The organism is Camelimonas lactis (genome assembly GCF_004342915.1).
Taxonomy (GTDB): Bacteria; Pseudomonadota; Alphaproteobacteria; order Rhizobiales; family Beijerinckiaceae; genus Camelimonas; species Camelimonas lactis.
Genome location: NZ_SLWL01000001.1, coordinates 689,074 through 705,871, shown reverse-complemented (window position 1 = coordinate 705,871; position 16,798 = coordinate 689,074). Strand labels below are relative to the sequence as shown.

General features: G+C 67.8%; 18 protein-coding genes. 3 read left to right on the top strand and 15 right to left on the bottom strand.

What is annotated here, in order from left to right:
* Positions 1-591 (bottom strand): DUF2306 domain-containing protein (locus EV666_RS02945; RefSeq protein ID WP_132002654.1); only part of this gene is annotated, 591 nt, incomplete at its 3' end.
* A 102-nt stretch (positions 592-693) separates the two neighbouring features.
* On the opposite strand from EV666_RS02945, the gene EV666_RS02940 reads away from it, so the two are divergent.
* Positions 694-1,557, top strand: coding sequence for a LytTR family DNA-binding domain-containing protein (locus EV666_RS02940; RefSeq protein ID WP_132002652.1), 864 nt, complete (start codon positions 694-696; stop codon positions 1,555-1,557).
* 182 nt (positions 1,558-1,739) lie between these two features.
* On the opposite strand, the gene EV666_RS02935 is transcribed toward EV666_RS02940, so the two are convergent.
* Positions 1,740-1,955 (bottom strand): DUF3126 family protein, encoded by a 216-nt coding sequence (locus tag EV666_RS02935; protein WP_132002650.1) that lies wholly within the window; start codon positions 1,953-1,955, stop codon positions 1,740-1,742.
* A gap of 328 nt (positions 1,956-2,283) precedes the next feature.
* Positions 2,284-3,132 (bottom strand): serine O-acetyltransferase, encoded by an 849-nt coding sequence (cysE, locus tag EV666_RS02930; protein WP_376886325.1) that lies wholly within the window; start codon positions 3,130-3,132, stop codon positions 2,284-2,286.
* A 128-nt stretch (positions 3,133-3,260) separates the two neighbouring features.
* On the opposite strand from cysE, the gene EV666_RS02925 reads away from it, so the two are divergent.
* Positions 3,261-4,079 (top strand): enoyl-CoA hydratase, encoded by an 819-nt coding sequence (locus tag EV666_RS02925; RefSeq protein WP_132002647.1) that lies wholly within the window; start codon positions 3,261-3,263, stop codon positions 4,077-4,079.
* Between the two features lie 121 nt (positions 4,080-4,200).
* On the opposite strand, the gene recJ is transcribed toward EV666_RS02925, so the two are convergent.
* The 11 genes from recJ to EV666_RS02870 all read right to left on the bottom strand — a co-directional run bounded on the left by recJ (position 4,201) and on the right by EV666_RS02870 (position 15,419).
* A complete protein-coding gene (recJ, locus tag EV666_RS02920) occupies positions 4,201-6,033 on the bottom strand; it encodes a single-stranded-DNA-specific exonuclease RecJ (protein WP_207906312.1) in 1,833 nt (610 codons plus the stop codon).
* A gap of 30 nt (positions 6,034-6,063) precedes the next feature.
* Positions 6,064-6,513, bottom strand: a complete 450-nt coding sequence (locus tag EV666_RS02915; RefSeq protein ID WP_132002644.1) for a GNAT family N-acetyltransferase — start codon at positions 6,511-6,513, stop codon at positions 6,064-6,066.
* A 95-nt stretch (positions 6,514-6,608) separates the two neighbouring features.
* Positions 6,609-7,610 carry a class II fructose-bisphosphatase gene (gene glpX / locus EV666_RS02910; protein ID WP_132002641.1) on the bottom strand — a complete coding sequence of 334 codons (1,002 nt, stop codon included), beginning with the start codon at positions 7,608-7,610 and terminating at the stop codon, positions 6,609-6,611.
* 66 nt (positions 7,611-7,676) lie between these two features.
* Positions 7,677-9,002 (bottom strand): homoserine dehydrogenase, encoded by a 1,326-nt coding sequence (locus EV666_RS02905; protein WP_132002638.1) that lies wholly within the window; start codon positions 9,000-9,002, stop codon positions 7,677-7,679.
* A gap of 337 nt (positions 9,003-9,339) precedes the next feature.
* On the bottom strand, positions 9,340-9,657 hold the full coding sequence (locus EV666_RS02900) for a hypothetical protein (RefSeq protein ID WP_132002635.1): 318 nt from the start codon (positions 9,655-9,657) through the stop codon (positions 9,340-9,342).
* Between the two features lie 777 nt (positions 9,658-10,434).
* Positions 10,435-11,655: an LL-diaminopimelate aminotransferase gene (locus EV666_RS02895; protein WP_132002632.1), complete on the bottom strand. Its 1,221-nt coding sequence runs from the start codon at positions 11,653-11,655 to the stop codon at positions 10,435-10,437.
* 299 nt (positions 11,656-11,954) lie between these two features.
* A complete protein-coding gene (locus EV666_RS02890) occupies positions 11,955-12,356 on the bottom strand; it encodes a hypothetical protein (protein WP_132002629.1) in 402 nt (133 codons plus the stop codon).
* Positions 12,357-12,421: 65 nt separating this feature from the next.
* Positions 12,422-13,396 (bottom strand): N-acetyl-gamma-glutamyl-phosphate reductase, encoded by a 975-nt coding sequence (gene argC, locus EV666_RS02885; protein WP_132002626.1) that lies wholly within the window; start codon positions 13,394-13,396, stop codon positions 12,422-12,424.
* Between the two features lie 189 nt (positions 13,397-13,585).
* Positions 13,586-14,065 (bottom strand): 30S ribosomal protein S9, encoded by a 480-nt coding sequence (gene rpsI / locus EV666_RS02880; protein WP_132002623.1) that lies wholly within the window; start codon positions 14,063-14,065, stop codon positions 13,586-13,588.
* A 2-nt stretch (positions 14,066-14,067) separates the two neighbouring features.
* Positions 14,068-14,532: a 50S ribosomal protein L13 gene (rplM, locus tag EV666_RS02875; RefSeq protein ID WP_132002620.1), complete on the bottom strand. Its 465-nt coding sequence runs from the start codon at positions 14,530-14,532 to the stop codon at positions 14,068-14,070.
* 443 nt (positions 14,533-14,975) lie between these two features.
* On the bottom strand, positions 14,976-15,419 hold the full coding sequence (locus EV666_RS02870) for a PaaI family thioesterase (protein WP_132002617.1): 444 nt from the start codon (positions 15,417-15,419) through the stop codon (positions 14,976-14,978).
* 187 nt (positions 15,420-15,606) lie between these two features.
* On the opposite strand from EV666_RS02870, the gene EV666_RS02865 reads away from it, so the two are divergent.
* Positions 15,607-16,434, top strand: a complete 828-nt coding sequence (locus EV666_RS02865) for an enoyl-CoA hydratase (RefSeq protein WP_132002614.1) — start codon at positions 15,607-15,609, stop codon at positions 16,432-16,434.
* Between the two features lie 6 nt (positions 16,435-16,440).
* Here EV666_RS02865 and EV666_RS02860 read toward each other — a convergent pair whose 3' ends face one another.
* The gene (locus EV666_RS02860; protein WP_132002611.1) at positions 16,441-16,776 is read right to left on the bottom strand and encodes a TfoX/Sxy family protein; all 336 of its coding nucleotides are present in this window, start codon (positions 16,774-16,776) and stop codon (positions 16,441-16,443) included.
* Between the last annotated feature and the right edge of the window lie 22 nt (positions 16,777-16,798).

The following is a 16,798-nucleotide window of genomic DNA, read 5'->3' as shown; positions in this document are numbered from 1 at the left end:
CAGGCTGCCCGAGGCGTGGAATCGATGCCCACGATGCCGTGGAATCCATGCCCACGATCGCGTGGAATCGATGCCCATCATCCGTGGAATCCGCACACGCGCGTCGCCGCGGCGGCCAGCAAGCGTCAGGGCCAGGGCAGCGGCCAGGGTGGCGAGAGCCAGTCCCGCCATCGCCGCCTCGCCCGGTTTCAGCGCGCCGGTGAAAAACACATCATGCATGATCCGGCCTGGCAGCAGGGTGAAGAAACCGGTGATGACCAGCGCGCCAACGTATATGCCCGCCATCGTCCGGCGATGGGCGTTGATGCGGCGCTGCCGCGCCAGGCGCACGCCCCAGGCGAGCGACGCGAGGGTAAGCAGCGACAGCAGGTGAATCGGGCTCCACGCGCCCCAAAGCCGCAATTCATGAATGAAGAACGACGAGCCAGCGACAACAACCATCAATCCGGCCCAGAGCCGGCCGGCGAACCGGTGCCCCGCGTCACCCTTGCGGCGAAACAGGACGGCGCCGCCAAGCAGCAACGCCCCGGCGGCGGCCGCGACATGAAGCTGGATGGCGGGCGAAGCGTTGAGCAGTGGCGACAGTTGCATAAGGGCCTCCAGGATCACGGCCTCTGGGCCGGCGTTGGAAACCGGTGTGCGCAAGGTTAGGATCGCCGCCAACTTTCCTTGCGTGAACTGGCGAAAAACTTCGTGAACGACAACGCCCTGCAATCCACGAAGCGTGAAATGCAACGCGTGCTGGCGTCACGGTCGTTCTGGCTGACCACCCTGGCGGCGGCGATTCTGCTCGGCCTTACCGGGCCATTTGGCACATGGAGCGCCCTGTCCCTGCCGGTGCGGCTGGCGTATTGGGCGTTTGTCGGCGTCGTGACCTACGCGGCCGGCTACGGGCTGGTGACGCTGCTCGCCAATCTGCAGGGGCCAGGACGGACAAAACACCTGGCGTTCTGGGCAGGCTACGGAGCGATCGCCGGCCTGCCAGTCGCCCTGATCGTCTGGGCCCTCAACGCCGGCCTGTTTGGCCGCGCGGCGGCGCCAGCCCTGCCGGAACTCACGGCCATGGTCATGGCGGTGTCAGCCGTCGTCTCGGTGATCGTCGCCCTGCTGGAGCGCCAGACCGGCGCCGCGGCGTCGGCGCAGGCACGACCTCAGCCGGATGCCCCAGTGGAGAACCTGGGGACCGGCACAGCGCCCACATCAGGCGGGCAGACCGCCCGGGCCCCGGAGAGCCAGCCTGACGGGCGGCCGAAAATTCTCGACAGGCTGCCGCCGGAACAGCGCGGCCGGTTGAGTCACATGTCGATGCAGGATCACTACGTGGATGTGCGCACGGATCGGGGCAGCGCCCTGGTGCTGATGCGCTTTTCAGACGCGATCGCCGAAACCGCCGGGGTTGACGGCCTGCAGATACACCGCTCGCACTGGGTGGCCCTCGCCATGGCGGAGGGGCCAGCGCGCATCAACGGCAAGCCTGCCGTTCGCATGCGGGACGGTTCGGTCCTGCCAGTCAGCCGCAGTTATATCGACGCGGCGCGGACGGCGGGACTGGTCTGAACCGGGGTCAGCCCTCCCGGGCGGGACGCGACCGGGGCCGCGCCTCAGTGAGCAGCCGCGCGTTGCGGGACCGCGGGGCTGGAAGCCCTGACAAGCGAACTGAAAGCAGCCGGCTCCCGGCCGCAGCGCCTCACGCGCCGGAAAATTGTCACGGCGCGGGCCGTTTCCGCGCCGGCCGCCGCTTATTCGTCCTCGAGGTCGGTGTCGAGGATCGCCATCTGGAAGCTGTAGCTCCGGTCGCCATCCTCATCGTCGAGGAACAGCACGCCGACGAATTCTTCCCCCACGAAAACCTCGGCGGAATCCTTCTTGCGCGGACGGGCGGTCACGCGAATGGCGGCGTTGCCGAACGTCCTGCGCAGGTAACGCTCGACCTTGGCGATTTCGGTTTTATCCAACGGGATTCTCCATGGCGTGGTCGCGGTGATCCGGGGCCGCTGATGCGCCGGACAGACAGGAGGCGCATCCGGGGAGACGCTCCAGGGCGTCTGACATACACCGCCGCGACCCGCCGCGACACCCCATCTGTCGTCATCGGCGCATTTTCAGCGGCGCGCGGCCCGCGACCAGCAGGAACTCCCCGATACAACAGCAGGATGGCGCCGGTTTTCACCCGGCTCCACAGGCTGTCGAACAGCGGGGATGATCCTGTGTTACCCAGCCGCAACAATCGCCGGGGCAGGGAAAACGTCCCGTCCCGCCATGTCAGGAGACGTCCCCTCGGCGTCAGATGGTGTAGTCCGTCGCCCAGTCAGCAAGAATCTGGTCCATGCTGCGCGCCGGTTCGGCGCAGCCGGCCGGCCCCACCACCTTGGCCGGCACGCCCGCCACGGTCATGTTGCGCGGCACCGCGTGCAGCACCACCGAGCCAGCTGCGATGCGGGCGCACTGGCCCACCTCGATATTGCCGAGCACCTTGGCCCCGGCGCCGAGCAGCACGCCGGCGCGAATCTTGGGGTGCCGGTCCCCGCGCTCCTTGCCGGTGCCGCCCAGCGTCACGTCCTGCAGGATCGAGACATTGTCCTCGACCACCGCCGTCTGCCCCACCACAAGGCCAGTGGCGTGATCAAGAAACACGCCCTTGCCAATGACGGCGCCGGGATTGATGTCGGTCTGGAACACTTCGGACGAGCGGCTCTGCAACATCAGGGCGAAGTCTTTCCGCCCCTTGTCCCACAGCCAGTGCGCCAGACGGTGGGTCTGGATGGCGTGGAACCCCTTGAAATACAACACTGGCTCGATGAACCGCACCGCGGCCGGATCGCGGTCAATCACCGCCGCCAGATCGGCGCGAATGGCCTGGGCGATGGACGCATCGGAATCGAGCGCCATGGCGTAGGCGCGCACGATCGCCTCCTCGCCAAGCAGGCGATGACCGAGGCGCGAGGCCACCCGGTGCACAATCGCCATCTCCAGCGAGGCGTGGTCCAGAATGGTGGCGCAGATCAGCGGCTCCATGTCCGGCTCGCGCGCAACGGCCGCTTCGGCCTCGTTGCGGACATGTGTCCAGACGGGATCAAGCGGCGTGACCTTGTCCAGCGCCCTGCTATCATCGCGCATCGTCGCAAGCGCCATCTGACTGACTCCCATCTGGCGAATATCCTGAAGCCAATTTCCGCAACCGGCAGGGGCTCAGGGGTGGGCAGCTTTAGCACGGAATGATAGCAGAACGGCAAAAATCCGCACCGGTTCCGGAACAGGCAATGAAATCATTCTCCCCGAAGTCATTCTCCTCCCCCACGCCCCGCCTGATCGCGGAAGCTTCTGACGGCGTCGGCGTCATCAGCATCAACAATCCGGAAAAGCGCAACGCGCTTGATCTGGCCATGTGGCGCGCCCTGCCCCAGCTCATAGCCGCCATGGCGACCGATGACGCCGTGCGGGTCATCGTGCTGCGCGGCGTCGGCGACAGCCCCTTCGCCTCCGGCGCCGATATCAGCGAATTCCGCACGTTGCGCGCCAGCGCCGCCGGCGGCAAGGCGTATGAGGAGTCGAACGAGGAGGCTTTCGCCGCCATCGCCGCCTGCCCGGTTCCGGTCATCGCCATGATGCGCGGTTTCTGCATGGGCGGCGGCGTTGGCATCGCCGCCGCCTGCGATCTGCGCGTGGCGGCGCAGGGCACGGTGTTCGGCGTGCCGGCAGCCCGCCTCGGCGTCGGCTACCCGCCAAAGGCCATGCGTCTTGTGGTGGCGGCGTTCGGCGACGCGGTGGCGCGCGACCTGTTCTTCACCGCCCGCCGCCTTGACGCCGCCGAAGCCAAGGCCCTGGGCGCCCTGCACCGCCTGTGGCCGGACGCCGACCTGGAAGCGGAAACCATGGCCATGGCCCGGGCCATCGCCGGCAATGCGCCGCTGGCCATGCGCTCGGCCAAGGCGTCGATCGCCGCCGCCAGCGGCCTGCCGGGCTCGGTGTCGGAAGCTGAACTCCTGGCCCTTGCCGGCGCCTGCTTCGACAGCGACGATTACGCGGAAGGCCGCGACGCTTTCCTGGAAAAACGTCAGCCCCAATTCCAGGGCCGGTAAGCCGGCGCCTGCGAACCCGGGTTCGCGGCCCGGTGAAAACGCCCCGGGGGTTTCATTGGCCAGAAGCTGCGGGCGCGGCGGGCGCCAGCGCGCGCCCCTGCCGGGGCTCGCATAGGGGCGATCAGTCGTGTGCAGTCGCCGGGGCCAGATCGACCAGCCGCAGTTCGGCCTGGTCGCGGCCGCCCCAGCTGTTGATGGTCAGCGCGCCGGCCACATGCACCTGCTGGCCCTCGTGGGCGAGCAGGGCGTCGCCCAGGGGCTGGCCCACGGCGCGGAACGCCACGCCGCCGATCTGCGCGCCATCGCCAGCCTTCAGCCGGTAGCGCAGATGCGCCGCGCCGACCGGCCGCACCTCCACCAGCCGGTGGCGCGGCAGGGCGAAGGTCGGCTCGGGGTTGCCCGCGCCATAGGGCCCCGCCCGCTCCAGCATGGCGATGAGCTCCGGCTGCGCCCCGCCGGCGGCCAGCGACCCGTCCAGCAGCAGTTCGGCCGCATGGGCGCCGACATCCTGGTCGGCCAGGGCCATTTCCAGGAATGCGGAGAACTCCGCCATCTGTCCTGGCGCCAGGGTGACGCCGGCGGCCATGGCGTGGCCGCCGCCCTTCACCGCCACGCCGCTGTCCACCGCCCGCCGCACCAGCCGGCCAAGATCGATCCCGGGCACGGAGCGGCCGGAGCCGGTGGCCACCCCATCCTCACGCACGGCGAAAGCGAACGCTGGCCGGGCAAACCGCTCCTTCAGCCGCGAGGCAATGAGGCCGACGACGCCCGGGTGCCACTCCGCCGAAGCCAGCGCCAGGGCGCCCTGATCCGGGTTCGCCATCAATTGCCGGTCGGCCCCGGCCGTCGCTTCCTCCACCGCCAGTTGCTCGATCGCCTGGCGCTGGCGGTTCAGCTCATCCAGCTCCATGGCGATGCGGGCGGCCTCGGCGGCGTCGGCGGTCATCATCAGCCGCGCGCCCAGCGCCGCATCGCCGATGCGCCCGCCGGCATTGATGCGCGGCCCCACCAGAAAGCCCATGTGCCAGGCGGCGGGCGGTCCCTTCAGATTGGCCACGTCGAGCAGCGCCGTCAGGCCGGGCCGGCGGCGCTGGCGCATCAGTTGCAGGCCCTGACGCACGAAGGCGCGGTTGAGGCCAACCAGCGGCGCCACGTCCGCCACCGTCGCCAGCGCCACCAGATCGAGCCCGGCGAGCAGATCCGGCGCCTGGCGGCCCTGCCAGTAACCCGCCTCGCGCAAAATCCGGTTCACCGCCACCAGGGTCAGCAGCACCACGCCGGCGGCGCACAGGTAACCGAGGCCAGAGAGATCGTCCTGGCGGTTGGGGTTCACCAGCGCCGTCACCTGCGGCAGCGTTTCTGGCGCCTGGTGGTGATCGAGCACCACCACGTCAAAGCCGACGCGGCGCGCGGTTTCGAACGCCTCATGGCTGGCCGTGCCGCAATCCACCGTCACCAGCAGGCTGGCGCCCTCGCTGCGCAGAAATGCGATGGCCTGGCTGTTGGGGCCGTAACCTTCCGTGATGCGGTCAGGAATATGCACGGCGTAAGGAGCGCCGCAGAACGCCAGGAAATCGCCCAGCAGGGCCGATGAGCAGGCGCCGTCCACGTCATAATCGCCGAAGATGGCGACGCGCTCGCGCCGGCGGATGGCGTCGGCGATGCGGGCCGCCGCCCTGTCCATGTCCCGCAGCACCAGGGGGTCCGGCATCAGGTCGCGCAGCTTCGGCTCCAGAAAGCCGGCGGCGTCGGCAAGCTGGACCTGACGACCGGCCAGCACCCGCGACAGCGCGTCCGGCAACCCATGGGTCTGGGCCAGCGCCAGGGCCAGCTGCTCGTCCGGTCCGGCGCAGCGGCTGCGCCATGTCCGCCCCAGCGCCGAACGCCGCACGCCCAGCACAACCGCATCCGCTGCTTCACGCCCGGCGGTGGCGCAATCGCCGCTGCCCATCATGCACACTTCCCATGCGCGCCCTGCTTTCAATCAGGACGCAATCGTTTTCCGGTACTGGATAAAACCGGCGTTCTCCGCCACCGCGTCATACAACTGGCGCGCCGTGGCGTTGCTCTCGTGGGTGAGCCAGTAGACCCGCGTCGCCCCCGCCGCCTGCGCCGCGGCGTAGACGGCTTCGATGAGGGCCCGGCCGACGCCGCGGCCGCGCGCTTCCGGCGCGGTGAACAGGTCCTCCAGATAGCAATAGCTGGAGGCGGTCCACGTCGCCCGGTGAAACACGTAATTGACGATGCCCCATATCGCGCCGTCGGCTTCAGCCACCAGGCAATGCACCGGCTCGGCCGCGTCCAGCAGCCGCCGCCAGGTCAGATCCGTGACATCTGGCGGCAAGTCGGTCTGGTAGAACGCCAGATAGCCGGCCCACAGGGCGCGCCAGCTGGCTTCGTCGTGCGCGGCCACGGATCTTGTGCGAATCTGCATGTAGGCCTCCCCTGCGCCCGACAGCATGCCGCCTGTCCCGACCTGAATCAAAAGGGGCGCCGCAGCGCCCCTTGTCCGCTCCGGCGCGCCGGATCTCAGGCTTCCATGTGGAACTTGCCGAGATCGCGATGCTCGGCGGTGATGCGGCGCACGGTGCCGGTGATCGAGCGGTAGACGATGGTCTCGGTCTCGATCACATCCTTGCCGAAGCGCACGCCCTTCAGCAGCGCGCCGTCGGTGACGCCGGTGGCGGCCACGATCACGTCGCCGCTGGCCAGGTCCTTCATGTCGTAGATGCGGTCCGGGTCGGTCACGCCCATGCCGCGGGCGCGCTCGCGCTTCTCCTCGGTGTCGAGGATCAGGCGGCCCTGCATCTGGCCGCCGATGCAGCGCAGGGCGCCGGCGGCGAGCACGCCTTCAGGCGCGGCGCCAATGCCCATGTAGATGTCGATGCCGGTTTCTTCCGGGTTGGCGGTGTAGATGATGCCGGCGACATCGCCGTCCGAGATCAGGCGCACGGCGGCGCCGGTGCTGCGGATGGCGGCGATCAGGTCGGCGTGGCGCGGACGGTCCAGCACCAGGGCGGTGATTTCGGACGGCGCGACGCCCTTGGCCTGCGCCAGGTTACGGATGTTGTCCTCGGGCTTCGCGTCGATGTGCACGACGCCCTGCGGATAGCCGGGGCCGATGGCGATCTTCTGCATGTAGACGTCGGGGGCCGCCAGCAGCGTGCCGCCTTCCGCCATGGCCATCACGGCGATCGAGCCGGGCATGTCCTTGGCGCACAGGGTGGTGCCTTCCAGCGGGTCGACGGCGATGTCGACCTTCGGGCCGTTGGTGTTGCCCACCTTCTCGCCGATGAACAGCATCGGCGCCTCATCGCGCTCACCTTCGCCGATCACCACCGTGCCGTCGATCGGCAGGCGGTTCAGCTCACGGCGCATGGCGTCGACGGCGGCCTGGTCGGCGGCCTTTTCATTACCATGGCCGCGCAGGCGGGCGGCGGCGACAGCGGCGCGCTCGGTCACGCGCACCAGCTCCATGGTCAGGATGCGCTCGATCAGTTTGCCCTGCGGAACGGTAATGTCGCTGCTCATGTCGTGATCTTCCCTGTCTCGTCTCGTGCGGCCGGCGCCTTTGCGGGAAGGCGCGCTGGGCCGCCGTCAGTTGCGCTCGATGCGGATAACCTGGGGCGACGAGCCGACGAAACCATCGGCGACCGCCTTCTGGAGCGCGCCGCGCACGGCGTCCTCCGTCGTATCATAGGTGATGAGGATGACGGGAACCTTGGCGCCCGACCGTCCGGTGGGATCGCGTTCGGCCGCCTTTGGCGAGCGGCGCTGCACGATGGACTCCAGCGAAATGCCGGCCTCGGCCATGCGCGACACCACCGAAGCGGCGGCGCCCGGCTTGTCCAGCAGGTTGACGCGCACATAGTAGCCGCCGGGATGATCCTTCACCGGCGCCCGCTCCATGTGCTGCAGATCGCCAGCCGGCGCGGCGAACACCGGGCCGCGACTGCCCGCCTGGGCGATGTCGACGATATCGGCGATCACCGAGGAGGCGGTGGCGTCGCCGCCGGCGCCAGGGCCCACCAGGGTCAGCTCACCGACCGCATTGGCGTCGATATTGACCGCGTTGGTGACGCCCATCACCCGCGCCAGCGGCTGGGTTTTCTCGACCATGGTCGGGCAGACGCGCTGCTCGACGCCATCGGCGGTGCGCACGGCCACGCCCAGCAACTTGATGCGATAGCCGAGGCGGTTGGCCATGCGGATGTCGATCTGCTTGATGGAGCGGATGCCCTCCACCCGCACGGCGTCGGCGTCGATGCGGCCGCCAAAGGCGAGGCTGGCGAGGATCGCCAGCTTGTGGGCGGTGTCGTGCCCATCCACGTCGAAGGTGGGATCGGCTTCGGCGTAACCGAGCTTCTGCGCCTCGGCGAGGCACTTCTCGAACGACAGGTTGTCCTGCTCCATCCGGCTGAGGATGTAATTACAGGTGCCGTTCAGGATGCCGGCGATCTGGGTGATCTCGTTGCCGACCAGCGACTCGCGCACGGTCTTGATCACCGGGATGCCGCCCGCCACCGCCGCCTCGAAGGCCAGCGCCGCGCCGCGTCGCTCGGCCTCCACGGCCAAGTCCATGCCGTGCGCGGCCAACAACGCCTTGTTGGCGGTGACCACATGCACGCCGCGCGCCAGGGCGGCTTCCACCGTGGCTTTCGCGGGCCCATCAGAGCCGCCAATGAGTTCGACCACGCAGTCGACCTCCGCCTCCCGGGCCAGGGCGACCGGATCGTCAAACCACGTGTACCCGGACAGGTCGACGCCGCGATCACGCGTGCGGTCGCGCGCCGAAACCGCCACCACATCAATGGGACGGCCCGCAACGAGGCCCAGCGCCGCCCGGCGCTGCGCCAGCAGTCGAAGCAACGACGCGCCCACGGTGCCGAGGCCCGCGACGCCAATCCGGAGAGGAGTCTTCATAATGGTGCGGATCGCATGGCCCATCGCATCCTGTCAATCGACAGAACGTCCCGCAGACGCCGTTGCACGGAAGACGGGCAAAAGAAACCAGGCCGGCAGGAGGCTGCCCGGAGCATCAGCGGCAGGAGGTGTAACGCGGCGCCATGGCGCCGCGCCGGCTCGCGGATGGCGAAGCGGTTCCGGTCGGAAAGCCACCCGCATGATGGGCCTGAAGCCTCCGGCGGCGCGCAGCCCGGTCACCCCGGGGCGCGCGCCATCATACGAAAATGGCGCGCCCTGATCCAGGCGCGCCGTGGTGAGCATACCCCTCTGATTGGGGACGCTGTTCCGGCCGATGTCAGCCGAACAGCAGCACGTCTTCCAGCGAGCACTGCTTCGCCGACGTTTCCGCAGGCTGGTGAGCGGCAGGCTCAGAAGCGGCGGGCGTCGCCGCCGGCGCGAACGGTCGGGCCGCCTTCGGCGCGGCGCGCTTCGCCGCCGGACGGGGCGTGCTGGCCGTCGGCATGGCCGCCATCATCTGGGCCGGGGAAGCAGCCTGGGCGGAGCCGGCCTGCTGCTGGCCCGACGCATTGACCAGCGCCGTGTACTGCGCCTCTGGCATCACCACGAGCCGCTCGCCGGTGAGGGCGACGATCGTACGAACCTGAGCCTGCATTGTACCTGTCCTCTATACGTCCACGGCGTTGTCCGCCGGGGCTCAAAAACCACGAATGCCGTAGCGGAATAAGTGCGCATCCGCACGCCCCGCCAACTCCGCCAGCAGTGTTGCCGGGCGGGAGTTAATCAAAATGGAATCCGTCGCTGGCTTCGCCCCGGTTATCACCGCTATCCGCGTCGCCGTCGTCTTCCACCGTCCCGGATCTCCGCGTGCCCGCGAGGATCGCAACGCCCGCCCGGTTCCCCTGAAACGGAGGACCTGCAACGGCTCGCCGCCGGAACCCTTTCAGTTCTAAGCTGGATCAGGGCCTTTCCGTGACAGCGATCAGGCAACAAGAAGATATGCGAATGCAATATAACCTTTGACTAATGACGTGTTAATTTTGCCATCGGGAAAGAAATATTCTGTAATAATTTTTGAACAACCTGGCCGGGCCAGCCCCGCCGAACGGCGCCCCACCCCCCAGGACGGATGCGCAGGCCACGGACGCCGCCGCCCGCCGGCGCCTCACAGCAGGACAAAAATCCGTGAAAATACTTTAAAATCAATATATTGCAGCATGTCCAACCTGAAGAGCCCAGCCGCTGACCATCGCCCGGACCATCTGGCGCGCCAGCCATCGCCGCGCCCCCGGGCAGGCGATCCTTCCGGCGGCGCCCTCCTCCCAAAGTTGGATAGCCCTGCCCCCAAAGCCATCGCGGCCCGACCGGAGATCCGGTCGGGCCGCGACAATCTGGACTGTGGACTGGCCAGTCTCAGCCCCTCCCCGGCGCGTCAGCCGGCCTTGTTCAGCGGCACGACGTTATGCAGGTTATTTTCCGCCGCATCGAAGAACTTGCGGACATTACGCGCCGCCTGGCGGATGCGCTGCTCATTCTCGACAATGGCGATGCGCACGTGATCATCGCCATACTCGCCAAACCCGATGCCCGGCGCCACGGCGACAGACGCGTGCTCCACCAGCAGCTTGGAGAACTCCAGCGAGCCGAGGTGCTGGAACTTCTCCGGGATCGGCACCCAGGCGAACATCGACGCGGTTGGAACCGGGATCTGCCAGCCCGCCCGACCGAACGATTCCACCAGCGCGTCGCGACGCTTGCGGTAGATGTCGCGCATCTCACGGATGCAGTCGTCGGGACCGTTCAGCGCCGTGGTCGCCGCCACCTGGATCGGCGTGTAGGCGCCATAGTCCAGGTAGGATTTCACCCGCGTCAGCGCCGTGATCAGCCGCTCGTTGCCGACGGCGAAGCCCATGCGCCAGCCGGCCATGGAGAAGGTCTTGGACATGGAGGTGAACTCCACCGTCACGTCCATGGCCCCGTCCACCTCCAGCACGGACGGCGGCGGATTGTTATCGTCGAAATAGACTTCTGAATAGGCCAGATCCGACAGCACGATCAGTTCATGCTTTTTGGCGAAGGCGATCAGATCCTTGTAGAAATCCAGCGACGCCACATAGGCGGTCGGGTTCGAGGGATAGCACACCACCACGGCGATCGGCTTCGGAATGGAGTGCTGCACCGCGCGCTCCAGCGCCGGAAAGAACGCCGGCGTCGGCTCGGCCGGAACCGAGCGGATGACGCCGCCGGCCATCAGAAAGCCGAAGGCATGGATCGGATAGCTCGGATTTGGCACCAGCACCACGTCGCCAGGGGCGGTGATGGCCTGGGCCATGTTGGCGAAGCCCTCCTTCGAACCCAGCGTGGCGACCACCTGGGTTTCCGGGTTCAGGGTGACGCCAAAGCGGCGCTTGTAATAGGCCGCCTGGGCCCGGCGCAGACCCGGAATGCCCTTGGAGGCGGAATAACGGTCGGTGCGGGGTTTGCCGATGGTTTCGACCAGCTTGTCGATCACATGCTTCGGCGTCGGCAGGTCCGGGTTACCCATGCCGAGGTCGATGATGTCCGCGCCCTGCGCGCGTGCTGCTGCCTTGGACCGGTTGACCTGTTCGAAAACGTAAGGGGGCAAGCGCTTGATGCGATGAAAATCGGTCATTGGTCCCAGGTCCCTATATCGGTCCTTTTCACGCGCCGGACAACGGTTCTGTCTGAGGGCTACAGGCGCGGAAGCTGTCGTGTGTAGCAAATCGCCAGCGCGGCGCCAGCAGTTTTGCGACGCGGGCAATTATTTCCGCCACAAGGGCATTTTGAAGACTGTATACGAAACCGGCCGTTCTGGCGAAAACACCCGGCGCGACGTCGGGACGCGCCGCTCACGGAAAGCCAGCGCACTCCCTGGCTGGCGAACGGCGGAACCCCAGAGGCGCCAGCCCGTGGAGAGCCGGTTTCGCGGCCTCACTCGGCGGTTGCCGGCTCCGGCGGCGGCGCCTTGGCCGGGGTCGGCGCGGGGGTCTTGCCCGCCGCCTGCGCCTCGGCGCCCGCCGCGGCGTTGCTGGAGCGCGTCGCCTCCAAGCTCTTCTCCAGCGCCTTCACGTCATCGGGTTTGCGCGGCTCGCTGGGCCGCGCCGGAAGATCACGGGGAATCTTCATGTAAGCGGCGTCAGGCCGGCGCGCCGCGCCAACGAAATCGGCCGGCGGCGGCGTATCGGTGGCGAAACCCACCATCTTGGCCGCCGACTTCCCGGCCGAACAGCCGCCCAGCGCCACGGCGCCGGCGACAAGCGCCGCGCAGGCGACGGCGGCATGGCCCACAGGACGCGCCTGGCGACGGATCTGGCGGTGATTCATGATGCGCATGGTTGCACGATACGCCCTGATTGCTGCCACGGGAACACGCGGGCGCCAGGGCGCCCGAACTGTCCTTAACAGCCAGTCATCAACAGAAGGTTCTGCACGGCGGCGCCCGAGGCGCCCTTGCCCAGGTTGTCGAGGCGCGCCACCAGCACCGCCTGCCGCGCCGCCTCATGGGCGAACACGAACAGTTGCAGCCTGTTGGTGTCGTTGAGCGCCTCCGGCTCCACCCGCCCGGCGCGGATCGCCGGATCATCCAGCGCCATCACCTCGACCTCGCCGCCCGCCGGATACCAGTCGGCCAGCGCCCTGTGCAGGTCTGCCGCCGTGGGCTTTCCCGGCAGGTCGTCCAGATGCAGCGGAACCGACACCAGCATGCCCTGACGGAAATTGCCAACCGACGGCACGAACACCGGCCGCCGGCCGAGCCTGCCGTATTGCTGCAACTCCGGCAGGTGCTTGTGCGCCAGCGACAGGCCGTACAGCTCGAAGTTCGGCGCTGTCCCGTTCTCATAGGCTTCGATCATCGCCTTGCCGCCGCCGGAATAGCCGCTGACCGCGTTGACCGAGATCGCCGTGTCCGGGCCGATATGCCCCGCCTCAACCAGCGGCCGCAGCAGGGCGACGCCGCCCGTCGGATAACAGCCGGGATTGGCGACGAAACGGGCTTTGGCGATGGCGTCAGCCTGCCCGGGGGCCAGCTCGGCAAAACCATAAACCCAGCCGGGAGCGACCCGGTGCGCCGTCGAGGCGTCCAGCACCTTCGGGCCCCTGTCGCCCAGACCTTCAACCAGCGCCACGGTCTCCTTCGCCGCGTCGTCGGGCAGGCAGAGGATCACCACGTCGACTTCCGACAGCAGCTTCCGTTTGGCCTCCACGTCCTTGCGCTGTTCATGCGGAATGCTGCGCAGCGCGATCTGCGGCAGGCCGGCCAGCCGCTCGCGGATGCCAAGGCCGGTGGTGCCCGCCTCGCCGTCGATGAACACCACCGCGCGGCGCGCGCCGGCGCCTGTTGTGGCGGGGGTGCTGCTGGCCTTGGTGCTCATGGGATCACTCCTGTCGTGCGACAACGCTGTCGCCGCCACGCGGTACTCCAACCACGTGTAAAAACCAATACGGTCAGAATGCAACCGGATGATGCACCCTGATCCGGGCCACATATGCAAAAAGGGCGGCCTGTGGGCCGCCCTTCCTGAAATCGCGTAACCACGCCCTGTCGGGCTGCGGCCGCCCGATCAGCGCTTCGAGAACTGGAAGCTGCGACGCGCCTTGGCGCGGCCGTACTTCTTGCGCTCGACGACGCGGCTGTCGCGGGTCAGGAAGCCTTCCTTCTTCAGGATGGCGCGCAGCTCCGGCTCGAAATAGGTCAGGGCCTTGGACAGGCCGTGGCGCACGGCGCCAGCCTGGCCGGACAGACCGCCGCCAGCGACGGTGACCGTGACGTCGAACTGGTCGACGCGATTGGTCAGCTCGAGCGGCTGGTTCAGGATCATGCGCAGCACCGGACGGGCGAAGTAAACTTCAACCGGGCGCTCGTTGATGACGATCTTGCCGGAACCCGGCTTGATGTACACGCGGGCCACGGCGTCCTTGCGCTTGCCGGTGGCGTAAGCGCGATTCAGGGCGTCGACCTTGCGGACATGCACGGGAGCTTCATTGGCGACGGCGGCGTTGGCCTGGCCAAGATCTGCGAGGCTCTGGAGGGTTTCAGCCATGATCAGGCGCTCCTCGAGTTCTTGGAATTGAGGGCGGCGACGTCCAGAGCTTCAGGCTGCTGGGCGGCGTGCGGGTGCTCGGCGCCGCCATAGACGCGGAGGTTGCCGAGGATCTGGCGGAACAGCGGGCCGCGCGGCAGCATGCGCTCGACGGCCTTCTCGACGACGCGCTCGGGGAAGCGGCCTTCGAGAATGAACTTCGCGGTGCGTTCCTTGATGCCGCCTGGATGGCCGGTGTGGTGGTAGTACACCTTGTTCTCGTACTTGCGGCCGGTCAGCACCACCTTGTCGGCGTTGATGACGATGACATTGTCGCCGCAGTCAACGTGGGGGGTGTAGGTGGGCTTGTGCTTGCCGCGCAGGCGCATGGCGATGATCGAAGCGAGGCGACCGACGACCAGACCTTCGGCGTCGATGAGCACCCACTTCTTTTCAACGTCGGCCGGCTTTGCCGAGTAGGTTTTCATGGATCTTGTCTCAACTTTCGCGGGACCTCGCGGCCCCTGACGATTGACGCGCGGAACTGGCGTGAAGCTGATGGAGCGCCATCAACTCCGGCCATCCGCGCGGGTTGGCTGGCGTTTAACCTGCGCGCCGCAAGGCGTCAAGCGACGCAAAAATGCATGAATTTAAAAATATCATTATAATTCAACATGTTATTTCATAAGGTATTATAATACCGCAATTTTGTTTCTGAACTGCCCGTCGCCATGGCCGTCCTGGCGTCCTGTCTTCCTGGCGTCCTGTCGCGGCGAAAACGCGGGCGCGAGCGGTCCGGACGCCCCGAAATGGCCAATGGGGCAGAATTCCATCATAACCCGCCGGAATCCTGCTCCTTGCCTTTGATATGGTGGGGTTGCCGGCGCGGATATGCGCAACCCTGCGCGAAGCCGCCCCCACCAGCGGCGCCTTACCGCGGCGGAATCGAATAGGTGCCGGTGGCGTGGCAGACCACATCGTCTTCGCCGTCAGAACGAATGAACACGTCGCCCACCGCCAGCCGCTTGCCCAGCTTCAGCAGCCGGCACTCGGCGATCAGGTCCTTCTGCGCCGGCTTGCGCAGGAAGTTGAACGACAGGTTGGTGGTCACCGCCAGCGTCACCGGGCCAACCGAGCCCATGATCGCCGCATATAACGCCAGGTCCGCCAGGCCCATCATGGTCGGTCCCGATATGGTGCCGCCGGGGCGCAGCTGGGAGGGATCGTAAATGCTGCGCACCGTGGCGGTGAGATAGCCCACATCCTCGATCCTGCGGGAATTCGTCCCGTCCCACATTTCCGGGAATTCCCGGCGCAGCGTCGCTTCCAGTTGCTCGCGGGTCATGACCGCCGCAGGCGTGATCGGTGCTCCCATTTACCCTTGTTCCTTATGTTGTCAGGCGCCATACCTTGTCGCCTATTCGCTCCCGCCCCGCAATCGCGCCGGGTTCAGCGGGAGCGCGCCCTCGCCGGCGCCGGCGTTTGCCGCTTTCCGGGAGCCAGCTTTTCTGGCGCCCGCGCGCCACGCCGGCGCGACGCCATACGTTCGTGGAGCAGCAGACATGACCGCCCCCTCCCCAGCCCCTGTCGCAACTGCGGACGCGCCAATGGTCCAGCGCGCGGATCATGACGGCTTCGCCGTGCTCACCCTGAACCGGCCGGCGAGCCGCAACGCCCTGTCCGATGCGATGATCGCCGCCCTCCAGAAAGAGCTGGACGCCATCGCCACTGACGCCAGCCTGCGCGCCGTGGTCATCGCCGCCCACGGCCCGGCGTTCTGCGCCGGCCACGACCTCAAGGAAATTACCGGCCATCGCGACGACGCCGACCGCGGCCGGCGTTTCTTCGCCGACCTGATGGCGCGCTGCTCGGCCATGATGCAGACCATCGTCGCCCTGCCCGTTCCGGTGATCGCCGCCGTCGAGGGCGTCGCGACCGCCGCCGGCTGCCAGCTGGTCGCCAGTTGCGACCTGGCCGTGGCCGGCGCCGGCGCCCGCTTCGCCACGCCAGGGGTCAATATCGGCCTGTTCTGCTCGACGCCGATGGTGGCCCTGTCGCGCAATGTCTCGCGCAAGCACGCCATGGAGATGTTGCTGACCGGCGAGATGATCGGCGCCGAAGACGCCGCCCGCATGGGCCTGGTCAATCAGGTCGCCCCTGCCGGAGAGGCGCTTGACGGCGCCTGCGCCTTCGCCGCCCGCATCGCCGCCAAGTCGCGCCTCACCCTGCGCACCGGCAAGCAGGCGTTTTACGAGCAGCTCGAAATGGGCCTCGCCGACGCCTACGACTACGCCGCCCGCGTCATGGTGGAGAACATGATGGCCCGCGACGCCGAGGAAGGCATTGGCGCCTTCGTCGAAAAGCGCCAGCCGGTGTGGCAGGAGGCGTAAACGGCGTCACGGCTGTTTCGGCGGCAGCGCCATCACATGGGCCATGGCGGTCGACAGCAGGCGCTGGCGCACATCGCCGTCGCGCCAGGCGTCCTCTCCGGCCAGCACCCAGCCGCCCATGCGCCGCGCGCCGGCGCCCATCGGCCCGACGCCCGGCAGCGCCAGCATCTCCGCCTCCGCCGCCTTGCCGACCCGCGCCATCAGTCCAGGCTTGATGGCGGCGCAGAGCATGTTGCCCTCGACCATCCACGCCAGGCCGCCGAACATGCGTTTTTCGCCAAGCCATGGCAGCCCGTCGAGCGCGGCGCGAATGTGGCGTTCAAGCTCCGGATCCCACGCCATCGCCTCTCCCCTGTCCGCCAGT

What these genes read in the sequence shown, in the direction of transcription:
- cysE (WP_376886325.1), bottom strand. Translation starts at nt 3,132, where the DNA reads ATGGCGCTTGCGACGATGCGCGATGATAGCAGGGCGCTGGACAAGGTC.
- EV666_RS02925 (WP_132002647.1), top strand. Translation starts at nt 3,261, where the DNA reads ATGAAATCATTCTCCCCGAAGTCATTCTCCTCCCCCACGCCCCGCCTG.
- recJ (WP_207906312.1), bottom strand. Translation starts at nt 6,033, where the DNA reads ATGATGGGCAGCGGCGATTGCGCCACCGCCGGGCGTGAAGCAGCGGAT.
- EV666_RS02915 (WP_132002644.1), bottom strand. Translation starts at nt 6,513, where the DNA reads ATGCAGATTCGCACAAGATCCGTGGCCGCGCACGACGAAGCCAGCTGG.
- glpX (WP_132002641.1), bottom strand. Translation starts at nt 7,610, where the DNA reads ATGAGCAGCGACATTACCGTTCCGCAGGGCAAACTGATCGAGCGCATC.
- EV666_RS02905 (WP_132002638.1), bottom strand. Translation starts at nt 9,002, where the DNA reads ATGAAGACTCCTCTCCGGATTGGCGTCGCGGGCCTCGGCACCGTGGGC.
- EV666_RS02900 (WP_132002635.1), bottom strand. Translation starts at nt 9,657, where the DNA reads ATGCAGGCTCAGGTTCGTACGATCGTCGCCCTCACCGGCGAGCGGCTC.
- EV666_RS02895 (WP_132002632.1), bottom strand. Translation starts at nt 11,655, where the DNA reads ATGACCGATTTTCATCGCATCAAGCGCTTGCCCCCTTACGTTTTCGAA.
- EV666_RS02890 (WP_132002629.1), bottom strand. Translation starts at nt 12,356, where the DNA reads ATGCGCATCATGAATCACCGCCAGATCCGTCGCCAGGCGCGTCCTGTG.
- argC (WP_132002626.1), bottom strand. Translation starts at nt 13,396, where the DNA reads ATGAGCACCAAGGCCAGCAGCACCCCCGCCACAACAGGCGCCGGCGCG.
- rpsI (WP_132002623.1), bottom strand. Translation starts at nt 14,065, where the DNA reads ATGGCTGAAACCCTCCAGAGCCTCGCAGATCTTGGCCAGGCCAACGCC.
- rplM (WP_132002620.1), bottom strand. Translation starts at nt 14,532, where the DNA reads ATGAAAACCTACTCGGCAAAGCCGGCCGACGTTGAAAAGAAGTGGGTG.
- EV666_RS02870 (WP_132002617.1), bottom strand. Translation starts at nt 15,419, where the DNA reads ATGGGAGCACCGATCACGCCTGCGGCGGTCATGACCCGCGAGCAACTG.
- EV666_RS02865 (WP_132002614.1), top strand. Translation starts at nt 15,607, where the DNA reads ATGACCGCCCCCTCCCCAGCCCCTGTCGCAACTGCGGACGCGCCAATG.
- EV666_RS02860 (WP_132002611.1), bottom strand. Translation starts at nt 16,776, where the DNA reads ATGGCGTGGGATCCGGAGCTTGAACGCCACATTCGCGCCGCGCTCGAC.